Below are 19829 nucleotides of genomic sequence, written 5' to 3' on the forward strand. Positions count from 1 at the left end.
CTTCCAAGGTTTTTTACATTATAGTAAAATTAAAAGTCTGAGTCATTATAATTTTATAGTGGCTTTTACTTAAAAAGTTATTCTATTGCTATAGAGTCTTTTAATACTCTAATTGGTCTCATCATATCGTGGTCTTCATGCTCTAATATATGACAATGCCATACATAATCCCCAGCATGATCTTTAAAATGCATGATTAATCTTGTTATCATTCCAGGAAAAACTTTAACAGTATCCTTTAAGCCAGTTTCGAAGTCTCTAGGAGCTTCTGGTGGTCCAGTATACTTAATCTTACCTGTTTCCTGATAAAAAGAAACATCAAAAGGAATCCTATCTAATATTTTAAATTGAACTAAATGAATATGAATAGGATGAGGAAAAGTAGTTAAATTTAATATATTCCATATCTCTATACTATCATATTCAGGTTTTTCAGTTGTTGGATCACTCCACATACGATCATTTAACATAAGCATAGGCCTACCATAATGATCTGTTGAAGCACTTAATGTCAATATTCTAGAATTATCAGCTAAGTCTTCAGTTAAATGACTTTGTGGTGTTAGTTCATGAGGAATTTCAGTCTTATCTTCTCCTCTTAAAGGTAGACATACTCTAAATTGCATTATTACGCTAATGTTTGGATCTGGAGATTCGTTGTTTAGTGTAATAGTATCTCCCTTTAAGTTAGAAAAATCAACTATTATATCAGTTCTTTCAGCTGGTTCTAATTCTACTGAGTCCAGTGTAACAGGATGGTGTAGCAATCCCCCATCTGTACCAATCTGATAAAAGTTTTGTTTATTAGATAAACTTAGGGTATATCCTCTGGTATTTGAGCCATTAATAACTCTGAACCTGTACTTTCTAGGTTCAACATTGAGATAAGGCCATACTTTACCGTTTACTACAATTGTATTACCTAAAAATGCAGGAACTACTGATGGTTTTACATCCACTGGGAATGGTGGTGAATCTGGGTAAAATAAAGAACCATCCTTGTTAAAGGATTTATCTTGAATCATCAAAGGGATTTCATAGTTACCTTTAGGAATATTTAATCTCTTTTCAAGTGGGTCACGAAGAATGTAAAGTCCAGCAAGACCTGCATAAACATTTAATCTAGTTATACCCATACTATGATCGTGATACCACATTAAGGTACCAGGCTGGTGATTGGTATATCTATAAACCTTTCTCTTGAAAGTTTTCCCAGTAAAGGTGTAATCTTTTGTAAACCAAGCATCAGGATGGCCATCACTTTCCCAGTCAACATTAGCACCATGAAGATGAACTACGCTTCTTACTTCTGGAGAATCAGAAACACCATGAAGAGTGCGGTCTACAGGTAAAAAATGCTTTGAAGGAAGATTATTAATCCAGCGTACCCATATTGATTTATCTTTTACAGCTTCTATTGTAGGTCCAGGGAAAATCCCCTCATAACCCCATATATAGGTGAGAGGAAATTGTTTATGAAAAGAATGATAGCTTTCTTTCATTTCAATCTCATAATATACATTCCCATTTTCTATAAGCGGTCTCATTACAGGTGGACGAGGAAGTTTATCTGTAAACTTAGGAATAGTATCAGGATTCGATGGATCTACTATTTCATTATTAGTGCTATCAATATAAAATTCATTACTCAAAATAAGCACATCCTTTTAGATAAATTTAGTCTCTTTTGCAATATATAATATGAATTAAACGACAATGTGTGATATTATTATCATAAATTTGACAATATGACTTTTTTAGAGATAAATATGTAGAGCTAAATAATGAAAAACACATAATCTTCACATAATATATCTAAAATGATTAGAAATTTATATGTTAGAATAAAAATGTAATTTAATAAGATAAATTCTGGGGTGATAATAATGGATAAGATAATATATCTTGTTGAGGATGAAAAGAGTTTAAATATTTTATTAGAAAGATATCTACAGCTAGAAGGTTATAAAGTAACAACATTTTTGGATGGAGATAGTGCTCTGCAAAAAATAAAGGATATGCCAGATTTATGGATACTGGATATAATGCTTCCAGGAGCAGATGGGTATGAACTTATAAAAAAGATAAAAGATAATAATAAAAATACTCCGGTAATATTTATGTCAGCAAGAAATGAGGAGCTTGATAGAGTTGTTGGTCTTGAGCTAGGAAGTGATGACTATTTATCTAAACCATTTTTACCTAGGGAGTTAGTTATAAGAACTAATAAACTTATGGAGAGAATTTATGGTGATGAAAAAGAGCGAGTATTAGAATTATCAATAACCATAGGAGAATATGTTATTAGTAAAACGCAAAGAACAGTTTTCCTTGGGGAAATAGAGATTCAATTAACTAAAATGGAGTTTGAATTACTTAGTTATCTGGCTGAAAATAAAAACATCTTAATATCTAGAGACCAAATACTTAGAAATGTTTGGGGAGACGATTATTTTGGTTCAGATAGAGTTGTTGATGATACTATAAGAAGATTAAGAAAAAAAGTTGATAAGTTAAATATAGAGACTGTGTATGGCTATGGATATAAGTTGGTATATAAGTCATGAGGGAATTAAGATTTAAATCATTAACAATGAGAATATGGACTACATTTACAGCAGTAATTTTAGTTATAATATGTAGTATTTCAATAGTATATTTAGTTGCCTACAGAACCATAAATGAAGCCAATAAGATGCAAGATTTAAAGGTTTTTCATGATGCAATAATTGATAGCGAAAACTTTATTCAACCTAACAGGTTTGATGAATTAAGAAACCTAAGAGGAAGTGAACATTTTATTGCTAAGGTGAGTAGTTCTGGAGATATAAAGATACAAAGTGTAAGAAAGATTTCTGAAAAATTCTTCCCTCAAAACGAAGGAAATGTAAATGAAGGAAATAGGGGGATAGTACCCCCTGGAATAAAGGATGAGGGATTTAGAGAGTGGATGGCTACTTTTGCTAAAGGAGATATGACTGAAAGTGAATTTAAGGAGTATTTTAATAATAGAAAATATATATTTGTAATAAGTTCTATTAAAACAAATACCTCTGAAAATGAATATTTAATATCTTTTACGCCAAATAGTGAAGATAATATAATAATATACATAGTTATGTTTATAGGACTTATATTTATTGGAATAGGTTTTTTTACAGCTAAGGTAGTTGCAAATCGTATATCAAAACCACTTAAGGAATTAGAAAACCATACAGTAAGAATAGCGCAGAAAGATTGGAAAGAGCCTATAATAATTAAAAGTGAAGATGAGATTGGAAGACTGGCAAAGGCCATGAATCTGATGCAGATAGAACTAAAGAGAATAGACGAGGAAGAAAAAACTTTTCTTCAAAGTATATCTCATGACTTAAAAACACCTGTAATGGTTATTATGAGTCATGCAGAGGCTATTATAGATGGTGTTTATATAGATTCAGTAGAAAAAACAGCAGAAATAATAAAAGAAGAAGCAATTAGCTTAGAGAAAAAAATAAAGCAGTTATTATATCTTAATACATTAGATTATGTTTTAGGAAATAATATTGACAATGAAGAATTTGATTTAAAAGAAGTTCTTTTAAAGATAATAAATAGGTTTGAAGTTGTAAATAGTAACCTTGATTGGGATCTTGACCTTGATAGGATTATAATTAAAGGTAATAAAGAAAAGGTTAAAGTTGCAATTGAAAATATATTAGAAAATGGATTGAGATATGCAAAAAGCCAGATGAGAGTAAAGCTTAAAAGAGAAGCAAATTATGGAATTATAGAGCTTTATAATGATGGACAGAATATATCTGAAGATAATATTGAACATATATTTGAAACACTCTATAAAGATAAAACGGGAAATTTTGGACTAGGATTAGCCATATCCAAAAAGATAATAGATTTTTATGGTGGAAGTATAAAAGCTGTTAATAGAGAAAATGGAGTAAGTTTTATAATTAAATATCCAATTTAGTAAAAAAGGTTTAAGTAGTCAAAGATACTTAAGCCTTTTTTATTTGTACGTTTGTACAATTGTACAACTGTACAAATAGAAAAATGTATAATTTTACAATTATACAAGTGTACAGGTGTACGTCTGTACACTTGTACAATAATATTTAAATTTTTAACTTTAATAGGGCTGTGAATAAAGAAATAGAGAATATAAACAGGGACAATATATAAGTTGAGTTCTTCTAAGGTCTATCATCACACAAATTTCACATAATTATTTGATAATAGCATTACAATTAGTGGCTATAATTTGAAATATGAAATAAGTAAGGAATCACCTAAGGGGGAAAGAATAAATGAGAAAGTTAAAGCTATCAAAAAACGAAATTCTGCTTGTGCCAATCTTAATATTATCAGGATTTTTAAGTTTATTTAATTTAAGTATTGAAGGTTATGGGAATGAGTACTACGCCGCTGGTGTTAAAAGCATGACGATGAGTTTAAAGAATTTCTTCTTTGTATCATTTGATCCAGCGGGATTTGTAACTATAGATAAACCACCTTTAGGATTTATGATACAGGCATTATCAGCAAAGATATTTGGGTATAGCGGATGGAGTATAATTCTTCCTCAAGCCTTAGCAGGAGTTATCTCAGTATGGGTTATTTATAAAATAGTAAAAAGATCTTTCGGGATTCCAGCTGCTTTAATATCAGCTTTATGTCTTGCTATAACGCCAATTTTTGTAGCAGATAGTAGAAATAATACAAACGATAATCTTTTAGTATTAGTTTTGCTTTTAGCATGTTGGGTGTTATCAATAGCGGCAGAAAAAGGACATTTAAAACTATTAATTTTAAGCTTAGTTCTTGTAGGTATAGGATTTAATATAAAAATGCTTCAAGCTTACATGATTGTACCTGCTTTATATATAACATATTTGTTATCTACAGCAGTTTCATGGAAAAAGAGGATAGGACATTTAGTATTAGGAACCATAGTTCTTTTAATAACTTCTTTGAGTTGGGCCTTTATTGTAGATTTAGTTCCAGAAGAGAATAGACCATTTATAGGGAGTAGTACAGATAATACGGTTATGGAATTAATAATAGGGCATAACGGATTAGAAAGACTTGGCCTTGGAAGTTCAAATAGAAGTGGACAAGGTGGATTTGGTGAAATGAATCCTCAAGATGGTATGGATAGAGGGCAAGAAGCACAAATAGGAAATTATTCATCAAATGGAGATCGTGAAAAGCCTCAATCGCCACAAGGAACCAATGGACAAATGATGCAAGGTAATCCAGAAAGAGAAGGAAATATGGGTGAAGGTAAAGCACCAGATGGTTCAAGTGGAAATATGCCTCAAAGAGAAGGTGGATCTCAAGGAGGTATGGGATTTGGTAACATGAGAGCTGGTGGTGGCCAAGCGAGTAATATGGGAGGCTCAGAGGGAGCTGGTATTACAAGATTATTTCAAAACAACAGTTTGTCAGATCAAATAATATGGTTATTTCCATTAGCATTAATAGGTTTTATAGCAGCCGCTATAAAGGAGAAATTAAACTTAAAGTTAGATAACAAAAAGAAATTAGGATTAACACTATGGTTTGTTTGGTTAGTACCTGTATTTATATATTTTAGTTTTACAACAGGGTTATTTCATCCATACTATTTAACTATGCTTGCACCCCCTATAGCAGCATTAACAGGTATAGGTGCTACATCTATGTGGGAACTTTACAAGGATAGAGGTTGGAAAGCATGGTTTTTACCAGGAGCTCTTATAATTAATGCAGGGGTTCAACTATTAATCCTCTCTTATTATAGTAGTGATAATATAAGCAAAATATTAGCTATAACAGTATTTGTTTTATCAGGTGTATCTTCGGTAGTCTTAATTGCACTAAATTTACTAAGAAATAATGATAAAAAAATAATAGACAAAATTGTAGTATCAATATCGGTAATAGGATTGTTAATAACACCATTAGTTTGGTCATCAACTACAATGTTTTATAAAATGTCAGGAACATTTCCTTCGGCAGGGTTAAGTTTGAGAACTGAGGAGATAGGAATGGGAAATACCTTAGAAGGTAATGAAGATATAACTAAGCTTGTAGATTACCTTAAATCCAATATAACCAGTGAAAAATATTTGGTTGCAGTACAATCAGCTACTGGTACAGCTTCACAAATAATCATAAATACAGGTGAATCTGTAATGACTCTAGGAGGATTTAGTGGCTCTGATCATATATTAACTTTAGATGAGTTTAAAGAATTGGTGAATAAAGGAGAAATAAGATATGTCATAACTGGTGGCCAAGGCAGAGGTGGAAATAATGAAATTATGTCTTGGGTTCAAGAAAATGGTGTATTGGTTCCAGAAAGTAAGTGGGATAACTCTAAAACTTCAACCACTGGAAATAAGACATTAAATCAGGGTTTTGGTAGAGGGAATTCTATAGAATTGTATGATTTAAAACCTGGCAAATAGAAGGTAACGCGCTTAGTAGAGGAGAAAAGAATGGATTTTTTCAAAAATGTTAAATTGACACAAAAAATTAGTTTGTTATCTATAAGTTTTTTAATATTCCTGACCATAATAGGAGTGACTTCAGTAAAACAATTGACAGTATTAAACAATAAAATTATGGAATTAAATGAACAAAGAGTTGCTCCAATTATAAAATTAGAAAATATAAAATCAGATATTGAGTATATCAGGTATGAAGGTAATTCTTTAATGGATGCAAGTGATGACGATGAGAAGAAAACTATAAAAGATGCAATAGCAACTAAGGTATCTGATATAGATGAGGCCTTACTTGAGTATAAAGATGATGAGGATTTTTCAAGTTTATTTAGTAATTATGACGCATTTATTGCAGCCAAGGACACATTTGTTGAAAATGCAGAACAACGTGGTCTTATTCAGCAAAATGGAGCACATTTAGAAGGACAAATTCCACCAGAATCTCAAGATGGAGCTGGAGGAGCACCTAATAATATGCAGGCTTTTGATGAGGCGAAGATAGCCTTAGTTGAATCTTTTGATGAAGTTATAAACAATCATGTTTTAGAAGCACAGAATACTTATCAGGATAGTAAAGCTGATTATAAAAAAACAGTAATGATATTAATATCTATAGTTGTAATATGTATAGTCATTTCTCTTTTATTATCAATTGTAATAATAAGATTAATAATTGTGCCAGTAAAAAAGGTTACTGGGAAGCTAAAAGAAGTTTCAGAAAGCAATGGGGATTTAACTCAAAGGATTAATTATGAAAGTAAAGATGAAATAGGACAATTGAGTAAAAGTTTTGATTTGTTTATGGATAAATTACAGTCAATTATTAAAGAAGTAGCTAGTTCTGCTGAGGTTATAGAGTCTTCAAGTGGACAACTAAGTAAAGCAACAGCAATAACCACAGAGTCTTTAGAAGAGATTTCTAAGACTGTAGTAGATATAAGTGGAGGAGCATCAGATGGGGCGGCATCAGCAGAAGAAACAACTGCAGGGCTTTCAGAAGCAGCAAGATTTTCAGAAGCGGCTTCCGATGCAAGTAGAAAGACTGCCTATAATAGTAAAAAAGTTAAAGAATCAGCAGAGGATGGAGCTAACAAAATAGATGAGATAGTATCTTCAATTACTAATATAGCAAGTTCATCTAAAGAGGTGTCAGTGATAATAAATGAGCTAGATTATTCCTCAAGAAAAATAGGAGATATTATAAAAATAATCACATCAATATCAGAGCAAACAAATCTATTAGCATTAAATGCAGCAATAGAGGCTGCAAGGGCTGGAGAGGCTGGCAAAGGCTTTAATGTAGTATCAGACGAAATCAGAAAATTAGCAGATGAAAGTAGTAAGGCAGCTAGAGACATATATGAATTGGTTAAGGACAATCAGTTAAAATCAGCGTCGGCAGTAACTTCAGTAAATCAGGTAGAAGAAAGAGTGGCAAAAGGTGTTGAAAAGGCATCTGAAGTAGGTGAAAGTATCCAAAATATCATTAAAAATGTTAATGAAATAGTTGTAGAAATAGAGCAAATAGACAAAGCAAATGTTCAACAAGTGGAAAGCACAAAAGAGATAGAGCAAGCAATAAATAACATAGCTTTATCCTCAAATGAAATAGCATCAGGAACTGAGAACATAAGCTCTAGTATAGAAGAACAACTTAAAACTATGAATGGAATAGAGAAAACCACAGAAGATTTATTAGAAATGTCTAGAAGGTTAAGCAAAATAACCTCTGGATTTAAGGTATAGATTAAAAAATAATAAACGGAATTATAAACAATAAATAATTTAGGAGGAATTACTGTGAAAAAGAAATTAATTAAATCATTAATAGTAGCAGCACTTGCCGTAGCAGTTATTACAGGAGGAATTTTTGGGTATAAGAAATTTTTTGGTACTAATAAAGCTGTAGCAGCAAGTAGTAGATATATAACTGCGACGGCATCTAAAATGGACTTATCAGTAAATATACAAGGAACAGGAAGTGCATTTGCAGGGACTTCTAAAGAGGTAACTCCTAGTAATGAGGGGGTTATACAAAATTTAAATGTTCAAGTAGGAGATACAGTTAATAAAGGAGATACTCTCTTTGTAGCATATAGTGAAGATATTGCAAATGCTTTAGAAACAGCTAAAAGTAATGTAACAAAACAAGAAACAGCAATAGCTAACACTAATGCTCAAAGAGCATCAAAAATATCTGAAGCACAAACTGCTGTTAAAAATGCTCAATCTCAATTAGACTCCGCGAATAAAGCGCTACAAGCTAATCCCACAGATGAATTACTAAAGGCTAAAGTTCAAACTGCACAAGATAATTTAGATAAACAAAAACAGACATTAGAAAGTGCTCAAAATAGTTCAACAGCAGACACAACACAATTAACTAATGCCCAAGAGCAGTATGAAAAAGCATTAGCTAATTATAATAAAATGACAGTTACCTCCCCAATATCTGGAGTTGTAGTTGCTAAAACTTATAACACAGGGGATGATGTACAAGCATCTAAATCAGTTTTAACAATAATAGATCCAAATTCTATAAAAGTTAAGGTAGCTGTAGATGAATTAGACATAGCTAAAGTAACTAGTGGACAAACAGCTACAGTTAAGTTTGATGCAATAAGTGATAAGAGCTTTGAGGGAACTGTTGAGGCTATAGCACAATTGGGTACAAGCAACAATAATGTAACTACCTATGATGTAACTTTAGGCATAAAGGAACCTACAGGAATTAAGGTAGGTATGAACGCTAATATTACCATAGCAATACAAAGTAAAAAGGACGCATTAGTAGTTCCAGTTGAAGCAGTAACAAAAGAAAGTGACAAGAAATATGTTACAGTTTCAAGTTCATCTGGTGAAAGTGAAGGGGCTCAGTCAAGAGGGCAAAGAGTAGAGATTACTACAGGACTAGAAAATGAGAGTTATGTAGAAATAGTTAGTGGAGTAACAGAGGGAGAAAAGTTACTTATTACTTTGCCAACAACAACTACATCAACTAACACTAATAGAAGTGAGAGAAGCAGCTTTGGAGGAGCATCAATGGGAGGCTCAATGGGAGGTTCCTTAGGAGGCGGCTCAATGAATAGTGGGCGAACTTCATCAGGGGGACAAAGACCTTAAGGAGGCGAGGTAATGAATAAATACACTAATAAATCTGAAGTAATTAATATGAATAATATAAATAAGATATATTCAATGGGAAGCAGTGAATTTAAGGCTCTTGACAATATTAACTTAAGTATTAATAAAGGTGAATATGTAGCTATAGTTGGGCCTTCTGGAGCAGGTAAGTCAACCCTTATGAATATAATAGGATGCCTAGATACACCAAGTGGTGGAGAATATATATTAGATGGATTAAATACAAAATGCAGTGATTCAAAATTAGCTGAGATAAGAAATAAAAAGATAGGCTTTATATTTCAGAATTATAACTTATTACCTAAATTAAATGTTTTGGAAAACGTAGAGTTACCTCTTTTGTACTTAGGAATGAGCAATAGCGAAATAAAACAAAGAGCATTATCAGCTTTAAAAAAAGTTGGGTTAGAAACTCATTTAAAGCATAAGCCTAATGAATTATCAGGAGGTCAAAAGCAAAGAGTAGCAATAGCCAGAGCCTTGGTAACAGAACCTCAAATCATACTTGCAGACGAACCTACAGGAGCCTTAGATAGTAAGACAGGAAGAGAAGTTCTTAATATGATGGAAGATTTAAACAAAGAAGGTAATACAATAATTATAATAACTCATGACAAAGAAATAGCAGCCGAGGCTAAAAGAATGATAACTGTAAGAGATGGAATAATCACCTCAGATACTTGGAAAGTAGGTGAGATAAGCATATGAGAATTTCAAAACTAATTAGGATTTCTTTAGCATCTGTTTGGAGTAATAAAATGCGATCTTTTCTTACTATGCTTGGTATAATAATAGGAATATCTTCAGTAAGCATCTTAGTAGGAATAGGAGAAGGAACTAAGAAACAGGTAACTGAGCAAATTGAAAGCCTTGGAACCAATCTTATAACAGTTAGTATAACTGGAAATAGAACTAAGGCAATTACCAATGAGGAGCTTGAAGAATTAAAAACTAAACCAGGGATTAAAGAGATAGCTCCCGCATTAAGTCAAGGAAATGTAAATGTGAAAGCAGGAACAATATCTAAAACTACTACACTTGAAGCTTCAACAGCTAACTATGCAGATATAAGGAAACTAGCAGTTGCAAGTGGTAGATTCATTAATGATAATGACGATGAGAATAGATATAAGGTTGCAGTAATTGGCTCAGAAACAGCTACAAACCTATTTTCAACAACAAATGTTGTAGGAAAGACAATGTATATAAGTGGTATTGAGTTTAAAATAATAGGAGTTCTTGAGTCCCAAGGAACAAGTGCTACAGGTTCAAGTGATGATAGGGTAATAATTCCATTACAAACAGCTCAAAGATTGTTACAAACTACAACCGTAAAAACATTTTATGCAGAAGCTACGGATAAAGACAGTGTAAGTGAAGCAATATCATATTTAACTTTATTTCTTAATAAAAAATATAATAATAATTCAAACAGTTATAGAATAATGGATCAGACAAGTCTTTTAGAAACTGCTAGTTCAACTACTTCTAGCTTAACTACAATGCTTGGAGGAATTGCTGCAATATCTTTAGTAGTAGGTGGAATAGGTATAATGAATATTATGCTGGTTTCTGTTATAGAAAGAACTAGAGAAATAGGCATAAGAAAAGCTATAGGAGCTAAAAGAGGAGTAATTTTAACACAATTTTTGATAGAAGCAGCTACAATAAGTACACTAGGTGGAATTTTTGGAGTTCTAATAGGATTTTTAGGTGCTTATGTGGCTCAAAACTTCTTTAATTTAAGTGTAAGTATTTCTAACAACATAGTAATAGGGGCATTTATTTTCTCCTTCTTAGTTGGAGTAGTGTTCGGTATATATCCAGCCAATAAAGCATCAAAATTAAATCCTATTGATGCACTGAGATTTGAATAAATTTTAATAAAGGAAACGTATCAAAAAGTTTTTGGTACGTTTCCTTTTTAATAGCTATTATTTAGGGTAAAATATTAAGTATCAAGTGAAACTTGATTCAGGGGAGGGTTTATCTCCAACTGAATCTTAGTTGAACTTATCTAGGGTCGTGCCACTGTTAGCTCCCGACCTAATAGAGGATGGGAGTGCTACAGTGGCTAGACATCAGATCAAATATACTTAAATGAGGATAACCATGGATATAAAAGAACTAAGAATATCTGTAAGAAATCTTATTGAATTCATTTTAAGAAGAGGAAGTATAGATAGCGGATATACAGGTAACAAGAGGGCACAAGAAGGAACTAAAGCTCATCAATATTTACAAAAAGAGAATAGCAAAACCTATGAAACCTATAAAAAAGAAGTTTATTTAAAGCATGTATTTAGTAGAGAAGATATAGTATTAACAGTAGAAGGACGAGCTGATGGGATAATAGAGTTAGATGAAAAGATAATTATAGATGAAATAAAAAGTACAACTAGAGATTTAATTGATATACAAGAGGAAGATAACTTACTACATTGGGCTCAGGTTAAATTTTATGGATATATGTATTTGATAGAAAATAGTTTAGAAAACATAGAGTTACAACTCACATACATAAACCTAGAAAGTAGTGAAGTAAAAAGCTTCCTTAAAGAGTTCAACCTTAAGGAGCTCGAGGAATTTGTAAACAGTGTAGTAGATGAATATGTAAAATGGGCAAAGTTTACTTTAGAGTGGAAAGAGATAAGGAATAATTCCATTAAAGATTTAACATTTCCCTTTCCTAAGTATAGACAAGGACAAAGAGAATTTGCGGTTGTTATCTATAATACCATAAGAAATAATGGTATGCTTTTTGCACAAGCGCCTACAGGAATAGGAAAAACCATATCAACACTTTTTCCTAGCATAAAGGCATTAGGTGAAGAGCAGGCAGATAGAATATTTTATTTAACAGCTAAGACAATTACAAGGACTGTAGCTGAAGAGTCTATAAGTATTTTAAGAAATGAGGATTTAAGAGTAAAAAGCATTACCTTAACAGCTAAAGATAAAATCTGCTTTAGTGAAGAGGGAAAATGTAATACAGAAGAATGTCCTTACGCAAAAGGGTATTATGACAAAGTTAATGAGGCTTTATTTAAAATACTTAACAATGAAGATGAATTTACAAGAGAAAAAATAGAAGAATATGCTAGGGAATATGAAATATGTCCATTTGAATTTTCTTTAGAAATATCAATTTGGTGTGATGTAATAATAGGGGATTATAATTATGCATTTGATCCTAGAGTATACTTAAAAAGATTTTTTGATGAAAGAACAGAAGATTATATATTTTTAATAGATGAAGCTCATAATCTAGTATCTAGAGGAAGAGAGATGTTTTCAGCAGCTATAAGTAAAAGAAAGATTTTGGACCTTAAAAATCTTTTAAAGGGAGAAAAAAAGCTAACAAGAAGATTAAATAAGATAAATAATTTTTTGATAGCTTTGAGAAAAGAGGGAGATGGGAAAGGCGAAAATGAGTTTATAACAGAAGAACCTAATGTGGTATACGAATATATTAGAGACTATTTAAAAGAGTGTGATGAATTTCTAATAAATAATAGGGATTTTCAATATTATCAAGAGGTTTTAGATGTTTACTTTGAGTTAAATACTTTTATAAATATGAGTGAATTATATGATGAAAATTATTTAAGCCTAGTTATTATTGATGGAAATGAACTAATCTTAAAGCTTTATTGTATTAATCCAAGAGACAATCTTATAACTGGAATGAATAGAGCTAAAAGTAAGGTTATATTTTCAGCAACATTATCACCAAGTAGCTATTTTATAGAACTTCTTGGAGGAGAGGAAAATAGCTATAAGATGAGTTTACCTTCACCTTTTCCAAAAGAAAACCTATTAACCTTAATAGCGCCTATATCTACACGGTTTAAACATAGAGGGGCAACAATAGAAAAGATACTTCTTATGATAATAGAATTTGTAAAAGGTAAAAAAGGTAACTATATGTGTTTCTTCCCGTCTTATAGATATATGAAGCAAGCAGAGGAACTTTTAACTAAGCTTAGTGATGAAATTATATATATACCTCAAAAAGAAAATATGACTGAGATGGAAAAAGAAGACTTTTTAGATAAGTTTAAAAAACCAAAGGAGAAGGTACAACTAGGCTTATGTGTTATGGGAGGAATATTCTCAGAGGGGATAGATTTAAAAGGGGATTCCTTAATAGGAGCAATAATAGTAGGGGTAGGTCTACCTCAATTATCTTTTGAGCAAAATCTAATTAAAGACTTTTTTAATGAAGTGGGAACAGGGTACGATTATGCATATGTTTATCCAGGAATCAATAAAGTGATGCAGGCTGTAGGGAGAGTTATTAGAAGAGAAGAAGATAAGGGTGCAGTTTTATTAATTGATGATAGGTTTTTAACTGAAAAGTATATTAAACTTATGCCAGAAGGTTGGAGAGATTTTAAAGTAGTCAAAGATAACAGTTCTATAAATAAACAGGTAAAAGAATTTTGGAGGAGTAATAATGAAGAATAAGATATTTTATTTTTCATCTACGGGAAATTGCTTGTATGTATCAAAGCAAATAAAAGATGAATTAGATGAATGTGAAATAATATCAATACCTAAAGCTATGAAGGAAGGAAAATTTGAGTATGAAGGAGATAGGATAGGAATTGTATTTCCACTACATTCATATGGACTGCCAATTATAGTTAGAGACTTTATAGAAAAAATAAAGATTAACAAAGATGCCTATATATTTGCAGTGGAGGTTACTGGTGGAGGTAAGTCAAATTTTCCATTAATAGAAATAGATAAACTTCTAGAGGATAAAGGTGAAATAAAAAATTCAGTTATAATAAAATATATTTCAAACTATACCAGAATGGGTAAAAATCCTACAGAAGAAAGAGCTAAAAAGGCTATAGAAGAAAACACCTCTAAGCTTCAAGAATTTATAAAAACACTAAAAGCTAAAGAAATAAAAGCCTTACCAAAAAGATATTCTTTAATTCACAAAAAGTTTTATAGTTTATGGAAAGATTCCTATAAAGAAAAAGACAAAAACTTTAATGTTGACGAAAGATGTATATCTTGTTCTATGTGTCAAAAAATATGTCCAGTAAATAATATAGAAATGGTTGAAGGATATCCTAAATGGACGGGAAAATGTATAGACTGTATGGCTTGCATAAATATATGTCCAAGTAAGGCTATAAACCTTGGAAAAAGCACACAAAATAAAAATAGATACAGAAATCCATATATTAAAGCCAATGAATTAATATAATTACAATAAATATTATATTTTAGAAATTATTAATTTAAGTGGGTATGATTTCATCTGTATAGAACGTAAAAAATGTAATAAAACTAAATGCTTAATGGACACAATATGTTTGTAAACATTAAGGAGGGATATATTATGAATTACAGAAGAAATCATAAAATAAAAGAAGGATTAATTCCTACAGCATTAGGTACCGCAGTAACTGCAGGAGCAATAGCAGCTCGTTGTATGGATGCAAGACATCACAGCATGGGTAAAAGAGATATAGTGCCAATGTTAGAAACAGCTGTATTAGGCTTTGGATTAGCTCATGTAGTACTGGGAGCTATTGATTTATTTCAAGATTAATAGATGTATTATAAACCATACAGAGAAATGTATGGTTTTTTTTATTTTTAAACCCATAAAATTGTATATTAAAAGTATAAATGGTATTTAAAAGCAAAAGAAAAACCTCTACAAACCCAGCTATAATGGGACTTTAAATTAGATTATAATTTTAACAATAATAATTATTAATAAATAATTTTATGAAGAATTAAGTAGAGTAATAAGAAAGTTAGTGATATAATTAAGTATAAAAAAATTCATAAAAATAGGGGTGGAAAAATGAAAGGAACTGTTGTAAGTACCTGGATGAAAACATGTAGTAATATGTATAGTAAAGAATGCGTTGAAGATGCTTTAGCCTCTGCTGGACTTGACAGACATAAGATTTTTTCTCCGTTAGAAGATGTAGATGATGCAATAATTAATAAATTAATATCTAATATAGCTCAGGCTAATAAGGTATCTATTTCTGAACTATGGAGAAAAATAGGTGTTGATAATATAAAGGCATTTTTTAAGGATTATCCAGCATTTTTTAAACATGAAAATCTATATACGTTTTTAAAATCAATGTATGATGTTCACGTTATTGTAGTTAAAAGAATACCAGGAGCAAAACCGCCACTATTAAACTTGGAACCAATATCTAAAAGAGAAGCTATATTTGAGTATTCTTCTAAAAGAGGTATGTTTGATTACTTTCAAGGATTAATAGAGGGAGCGAGTAAGCACTTTAATGAAAAATTAAGTACTGAAGAAATATCTAGAACCCCTGATAATCTTAAATTAAAATTAACTTTTGAAAATGATATATATGTTAAGAAAAGTTATAAAATAAATAAGATATTATCTTTTGGTTTCCTAAAGGATGTAGGAGCAAAGGTAACAATTTTATCAACACTTATAATTGCTATATTAAATTTATTAGTTTATTTTACAGCTAAAGATTTACTTATATACACTTCAATTGCAAGTGGTTTAATTGGTTCATTTGTAGCCAACTATATATTACATAGACCTATGAAGGTCATAATCAATGATTTAGAAAGACTTAAGCAACATAATTATGTGGATGATTTATATCTTGAAACTAATGATTCCTATGAAAAATTCTATGATTTAATAAAAGATTATAAGAAAGTAATTACAGAAGATTTTGTTGGATTTAAAGGAGTTACAGATGAGATTAACACCTTTAGTGCCGAGGTAAGTAATATAGCTAACAAGATGAACTCTACTTCAGAAGAAATTGGTGGAGTAGTAGAACAAGTTGCTAATGCTGCAATACTTCAAACCTCTGAAATAGAAGGATCAGTAGCTATGCTAAAAGATAGTGTTCAATCTATAGTATATGTAACTAAAAAGGAACATGAAAATAAAGGTGAATTAGAAAATGCTGTAGCTAAAATTACTAATAGTTATAAAAACACTAAAGCTACATCAGACAAGCTTAATGATGTATTAGTAGAATTCGGCAATGTTAAAACTAATAGCTTAGAATTACAAGAAAAGGCTAAAGGAATAACACAAATCGTATCATTAGTATCTTCAATAGCAGAACAAACAAATTTACTTGCTTTAAATGCATCTATAGAAGCAGCTAGAGCTGGTGAAGCTGGAAGAGGATTTGCGGTTGTAGCTGAAGAAGTTAGAAAACTTGCAGAACAATCACAACAAGCTGTTAATGATATAACTGGAAGTTTAAATCAAATAATTGGTGAAATAGATAATGTAGTAACAGACATAGGAACTCAATTTGATGTTTTAAAAGAAGAAAACAGCAAATTAAATGTAGCTGTTAGCTATAGTGATAGTGCTAATACAACTATAAACCTAGTAGCAAATAAGATGATTGAAACTTCAGACCTACTTGAAAAAGAGACAGGCTCTATGTCTGAAGTATATAGTAAGATTGAATCTCTAGTATCTATAGCAGAAGAAAATACTGCAGCATCAGAAGAAGTAAGTTCTAGTGTATTAATGTATACAGAAGATATTAGAAATCTTACTAAGAGTATACAAGAGTTTAAGCAGTTAGCAGAACAATTTAATGACGATATGGATAAATATAAGATATAACCTTAAAAGTAGTTCTCAATTTATTTTGAGAACTACTTTTTTACTCCATAACCTCCATATAAAGAAGCCACATCCCTAATGGTTATAAAAGCATCTGGATAACTATTTTTAACATAATCTATAACTTCATTTTTTATTTTTCTTTTTAGATGAATCATGAGTATACGCTTTTCATTCACTCTTCCATAGGCCTTTATTTCAGTAACCCCAATTTTTTTATCTCTTAAATATTGAGCAAGCTTATTGCCATCTTCCTTATTTAAAATAATCTCTAAAGTTACTAACCCATAATTTAATCTTTCCTCTAAAGATAAGCCTACAAAATGTCCTAAGGCGTAACCTAAAGCATAGGCTATCATTCTATTTGGATAACTAGTTATATCAACAATTATTCTGCTTACAACCACTAACCAAAGCATAATTTCAAAAAAAGCAATAATTGAAGCAATAGTTTTTTCTTTTTTTGTTATAAATATAGTTTTAACTGTGGTTAAGGACACTTCTATAATTTTGGCTAAAAAGATAATTAATGTACTTAATATCATTTTCTACACCTCCTATATAAAGTTTTCTCTAATAATACTAAATTTATAGTTATATATCAATAAAAGAAGGTGAAGAAATAAATTATTTTCTCCACCTTCTTTTGGTTAAATATTAAATCCAAGGTAATAAAATGTAAACTGATTTATTTAAAACTATACTGCATTGTGAACGAAGGATGCTATTCTATCAACTGGTATATCACTAACTGCACCAGTATTAAAAGGTCTTCTATTACCATTATGGTTGCAACATTGATTGCTATTTCCTGAATTTATTTGATAATACTCATCACAAGCGCTACCTAAAGGGCATGCTGGGGGAGCCCCTGTTTCATTTAATAGCCTTATGAAAGTTGGGTTTACTGCTAAAAGTACTCCTGTAAACCCTTGACCAGATAAACCTCCACTTGTTGTGAATACTGTAACTGTTTCACCTATATATCTAGCCATATGAGCTACAAAATTACAATCTGAACCGTTAGCCATTTTGAATTTCCTCCTCTGTAATAAATTTATCATTAAGCTTAATGATATGAGACAAAGTATCTTGATATATATTATGAGCGAAAGATTTATGTTGTTACAAAAAAATACAAAATATTTATAGAAAATACATTTATATACAATTAGGAATGGCGAAATATATTTGTATAATATACTCTCCTCTTGGCAAACTAATTTTTAGAAAATCCAATAGAAAGGATGTTAATTATGAATAATACAAATGGAATATCAGTTTATAGTGAAATCGGAAAACTAAAAACTGTTTTACTACATTGTCCAGGATCGGAGTTAGAGAATATAGGACCTGCACACCTGCAACAGCTTCTCTTTAACGAGATTTTATATATAAACCAAGCTCAAAAAGAGCATAATCAATTCTCAGACATTCTAAAAAAAGAAGGGGTCGAAGTTCTTTATATAACAGAACTTATGGCTGAGGTCTTAAAAGATAATAAGATAAAAAAAGAATTTTTGGATGACTTTTTGAAAGAAGGAAATGCAGATGTAACTGGCTTAAAAGAAAACATCCTTGAATATTTAAATCAGTTTTCACCAGAGGAATTAATAAAGAAATGTATTGGAGGAATAAAAAGAGGAGATATACAAGATAAAAGAGCAAATAATCTCGAAAATATGGTGAAAAATGCTCATCCTTTTTACATAGACCCTATTCCTAATTTATATTATCAAAGAGATATATTTGCCTCTGTAGGAAAAGGAATTTCCTTAAGTGTAATGGCAAATAAAGTGAGAGATAGGGAGGTTTTACTACCTGAATACATATTTAAATATCATCCAAGATTTAAAGGTACAGAGATGTGGTACCATAGGCAAAAAGCACACACCATAGAAGGTGGAGATATATTAATCTTATCTGATAAAGTAGTTGCAATAGGGATAAGTCAAAGAACCCATCCAATAGCTATAGAAAAGTTAGCAGAGAAACTACTGTCATCATCAGAATCTTTTGAAGTGATTTTAGCCTTTGATATACCTAAAGAAGATGCCTATATACATTTAGATAGAGTATTTACAATGGTTGATTATGATAAGTTCACTATATATCCACAAATACAGGAACCACTAGATGTTTATAGTATAACTATGGATAAAAATAATAAAATAAAAATCATATATGAACATGATGATTTAGCAAAAATATTAGCAAAACATCTTAATTTAGGTACAGTTAATTTAATAAAATGTGGAGATGGAGATCCGATAGCTGCTAACAGAGAGCAATGGAGTGATGGAAGCAATACTTTAGCTGTAGCTCCAGGAAAAGTTATATGTTATGACAGAAATTATATAACTAATAATGCTTTAAGAAAAAATGGCGTGGAGGTTTTAGAAATAGAATCTTACGAGCTGTCTAGAGGCGGTGGAGGCCCTAGGTGTATGAGCATGCCTATAGTTAGAGATAAATCATAAAAGTGACAACTAAAATTACATAAGTTTTCACTTTATTTCAAAAATACTAATTTAGAGAGAAAATATTATTAAAATATTATC

15 protein-coding genes are annotated in these 19829 nt (G+C 30.8%); 12 read left to right on the forward strand and 3 right to left on the reverse strand.

Going from position 1 to position 19829, the window contains the following annotated elements; all coding sequences use genetic code 11:
* Positions 1-77: 77 nt before the first annotated feature.
* Positions 78-1652 carry a multicopper oxidase family protein gene (locus BUA92_RS09385; protein ID WP_242950129.1) on the reverse strand — a complete coding sequence of 525 codons (1575 nt, stop codon included), beginning with the start codon at positions 1650-1652 and terminating at the stop codon, positions 78-80.
* A gap of 234 nt (positions 1653-1886) precedes the next feature.
* On the opposite strand from BUA92_RS09385, the gene BUA92_RS09390 reads away from it, so the two are divergent.
* The 11 genes from BUA92_RS09390 to BUA92_RS09440 all read left to right on the forward strand — a co-directional run bounded on the left by BUA92_RS09390 (position 1887) and on the right by BUA92_RS09440 (position 17268).
* Positions 1887-2567: a response regulator transcription factor gene (locus BUA92_RS09390; protein WP_073018965.1), complete on the forward strand. Its 681-nt coding sequence runs from the start codon at positions 1887-1889 to the stop codon at positions 2565-2567.
* Complete coding sequence (locus tag BUA92_RS09395) at positions 2564-3967, forward strand: sensor histidine kinase (RefSeq protein WP_073018967.1); 1404 nt, start codon at positions 2564-2566, stop codon at positions 3965-3967. The genes BUA92_RS09390 and BUA92_RS09395 overlap by 4 nt, the downstream gene beginning before the upstream one ends.
* Positions 3968-4304: 337 nt before the next feature.
* Positions 4305-6449, forward strand: a complete 2145-nt coding sequence (locus tag BUA92_RS09400) for a glycosyltransferase family 39 protein (protein ID WP_073018970.1) — start codon at positions 4305-4307, stop codon at positions 6447-6449.
* Between the two features lie 30 nt (positions 6450-6479).
* Positions 6480-8234 (forward strand): methyl-accepting chemotaxis protein, encoded by a 1755-nt coding sequence (locus BUA92_RS09405; RefSeq protein ID WP_073018971.1) that lies wholly within the window; start codon positions 6480-6482, stop codon positions 8232-8234.
* A 54-nt stretch (positions 8235-8288) separates the two neighbouring features.
* On the forward strand, positions 8289-9611 hold the full coding sequence (locus BUA92_RS09410) for an efflux RND transporter periplasmic adaptor subunit (protein WP_073018973.1): 1323 nt from the start codon (positions 8289-8291) through the stop codon (positions 9609-9611).
* A gap of 12 nt (positions 9612-9623) precedes the next feature.
* Positions 9624-10340: an ABC transporter ATP-binding protein gene (locus BUA92_RS09415; RefSeq protein ID WP_073018974.1), complete on the forward strand. Its 717-nt coding sequence runs from the start codon at positions 9624-9626 to the stop codon at positions 10338-10340.
* Positions 10337-11509: an ABC transporter permease gene (locus tag BUA92_RS09420; RefSeq protein ID WP_073018975.1), complete on the forward strand. Its 1173-nt coding sequence runs from the start codon at positions 10337-10339 to the stop codon at positions 11507-11509. The genes BUA92_RS09415 and BUA92_RS09420 overlap by 4 nt, the downstream gene beginning before the upstream one ends.
* A 235-nt stretch (positions 11510-11744) precedes the next feature.
* Positions 11745-14102, forward strand: a complete 2358-nt coding sequence (locus BUA92_RS09425) for an ATP-dependent DNA helicase (protein ID WP_073018976.1) — start codon at positions 11745-11747, stop codon at positions 14100-14102.
* Positions 14092-14859: an EFR1 family ferrodoxin gene (locus tag BUA92_RS09430; RefSeq protein WP_073018977.1), complete on the forward strand. Its 768-nt coding sequence runs from the start codon at positions 14092-14094 to the stop codon at positions 14857-14859. The genes BUA92_RS09425 and BUA92_RS09430 overlap by 11 nt, the downstream gene beginning before the upstream one ends.
* Positions 14860-14994: 135 nt before the next feature.
* Entirely contained in the window at positions 14995-15207 is a 213-nt protein-coding gene (locus tag BUA92_RS09435) for a hypothetical protein (protein ID WP_021803645.1), read from the forward strand.
* 261 nt (positions 15208-15468) lie between these two features.
* Positions 15469-17268, forward strand: coding sequence for a heme NO-binding domain-containing protein (locus BUA92_RS09440; protein ID WP_073018978.1), 1800 nt, complete (start codon positions 15469-15471; stop codon positions 17266-17268).
* Between the two features lie 32 nt (positions 17269-17300).
* Here the strand turns inward: BUA92_RS09440 and BUA92_RS09445 are convergent, their stop codons facing one another.
* Complete coding sequence (locus BUA92_RS09445; RefSeq protein WP_073018979.1) at positions 17301-17813, reverse strand: DUF2179 domain-containing protein; 513 nt, start codon at positions 17811-17813, stop codon at positions 17301-17303.
* Positions 17814-17966: 153 nt separating this feature from the next.
* A complete protein-coding gene (locus BUA92_RS09450) occupies positions 17967-18299 on the reverse strand; it encodes an LSm family protein (RefSeq protein WP_073018980.1) in 333 nt (110 codons plus the stop codon).
* A gap of 225 nt (positions 18300-18524) precedes the next feature.
* On the opposite strand from BUA92_RS09450, the gene BUA92_RS09455 reads away from it, so the two are divergent.
* Complete coding sequence (locus BUA92_RS09455; protein WP_073018981.1) at positions 18525-19748, forward strand: arginine deiminase; 1224 nt, start codon at positions 18525-18527, stop codon at positions 19746-19748.
* Positions 19749-19829: the final 81 nt, after the last annotated feature.

Origin of the sequence: Clostridium intestinale DSM 6191, assembly GCF_900130055.1 — a bacterium.
Taxonomy (GTDB): domain Bacteria; phylum Bacillota; class Clostridia; order Clostridiales; family Clostridiaceae; genus Clostridium_T; species Clostridium_T intestinale.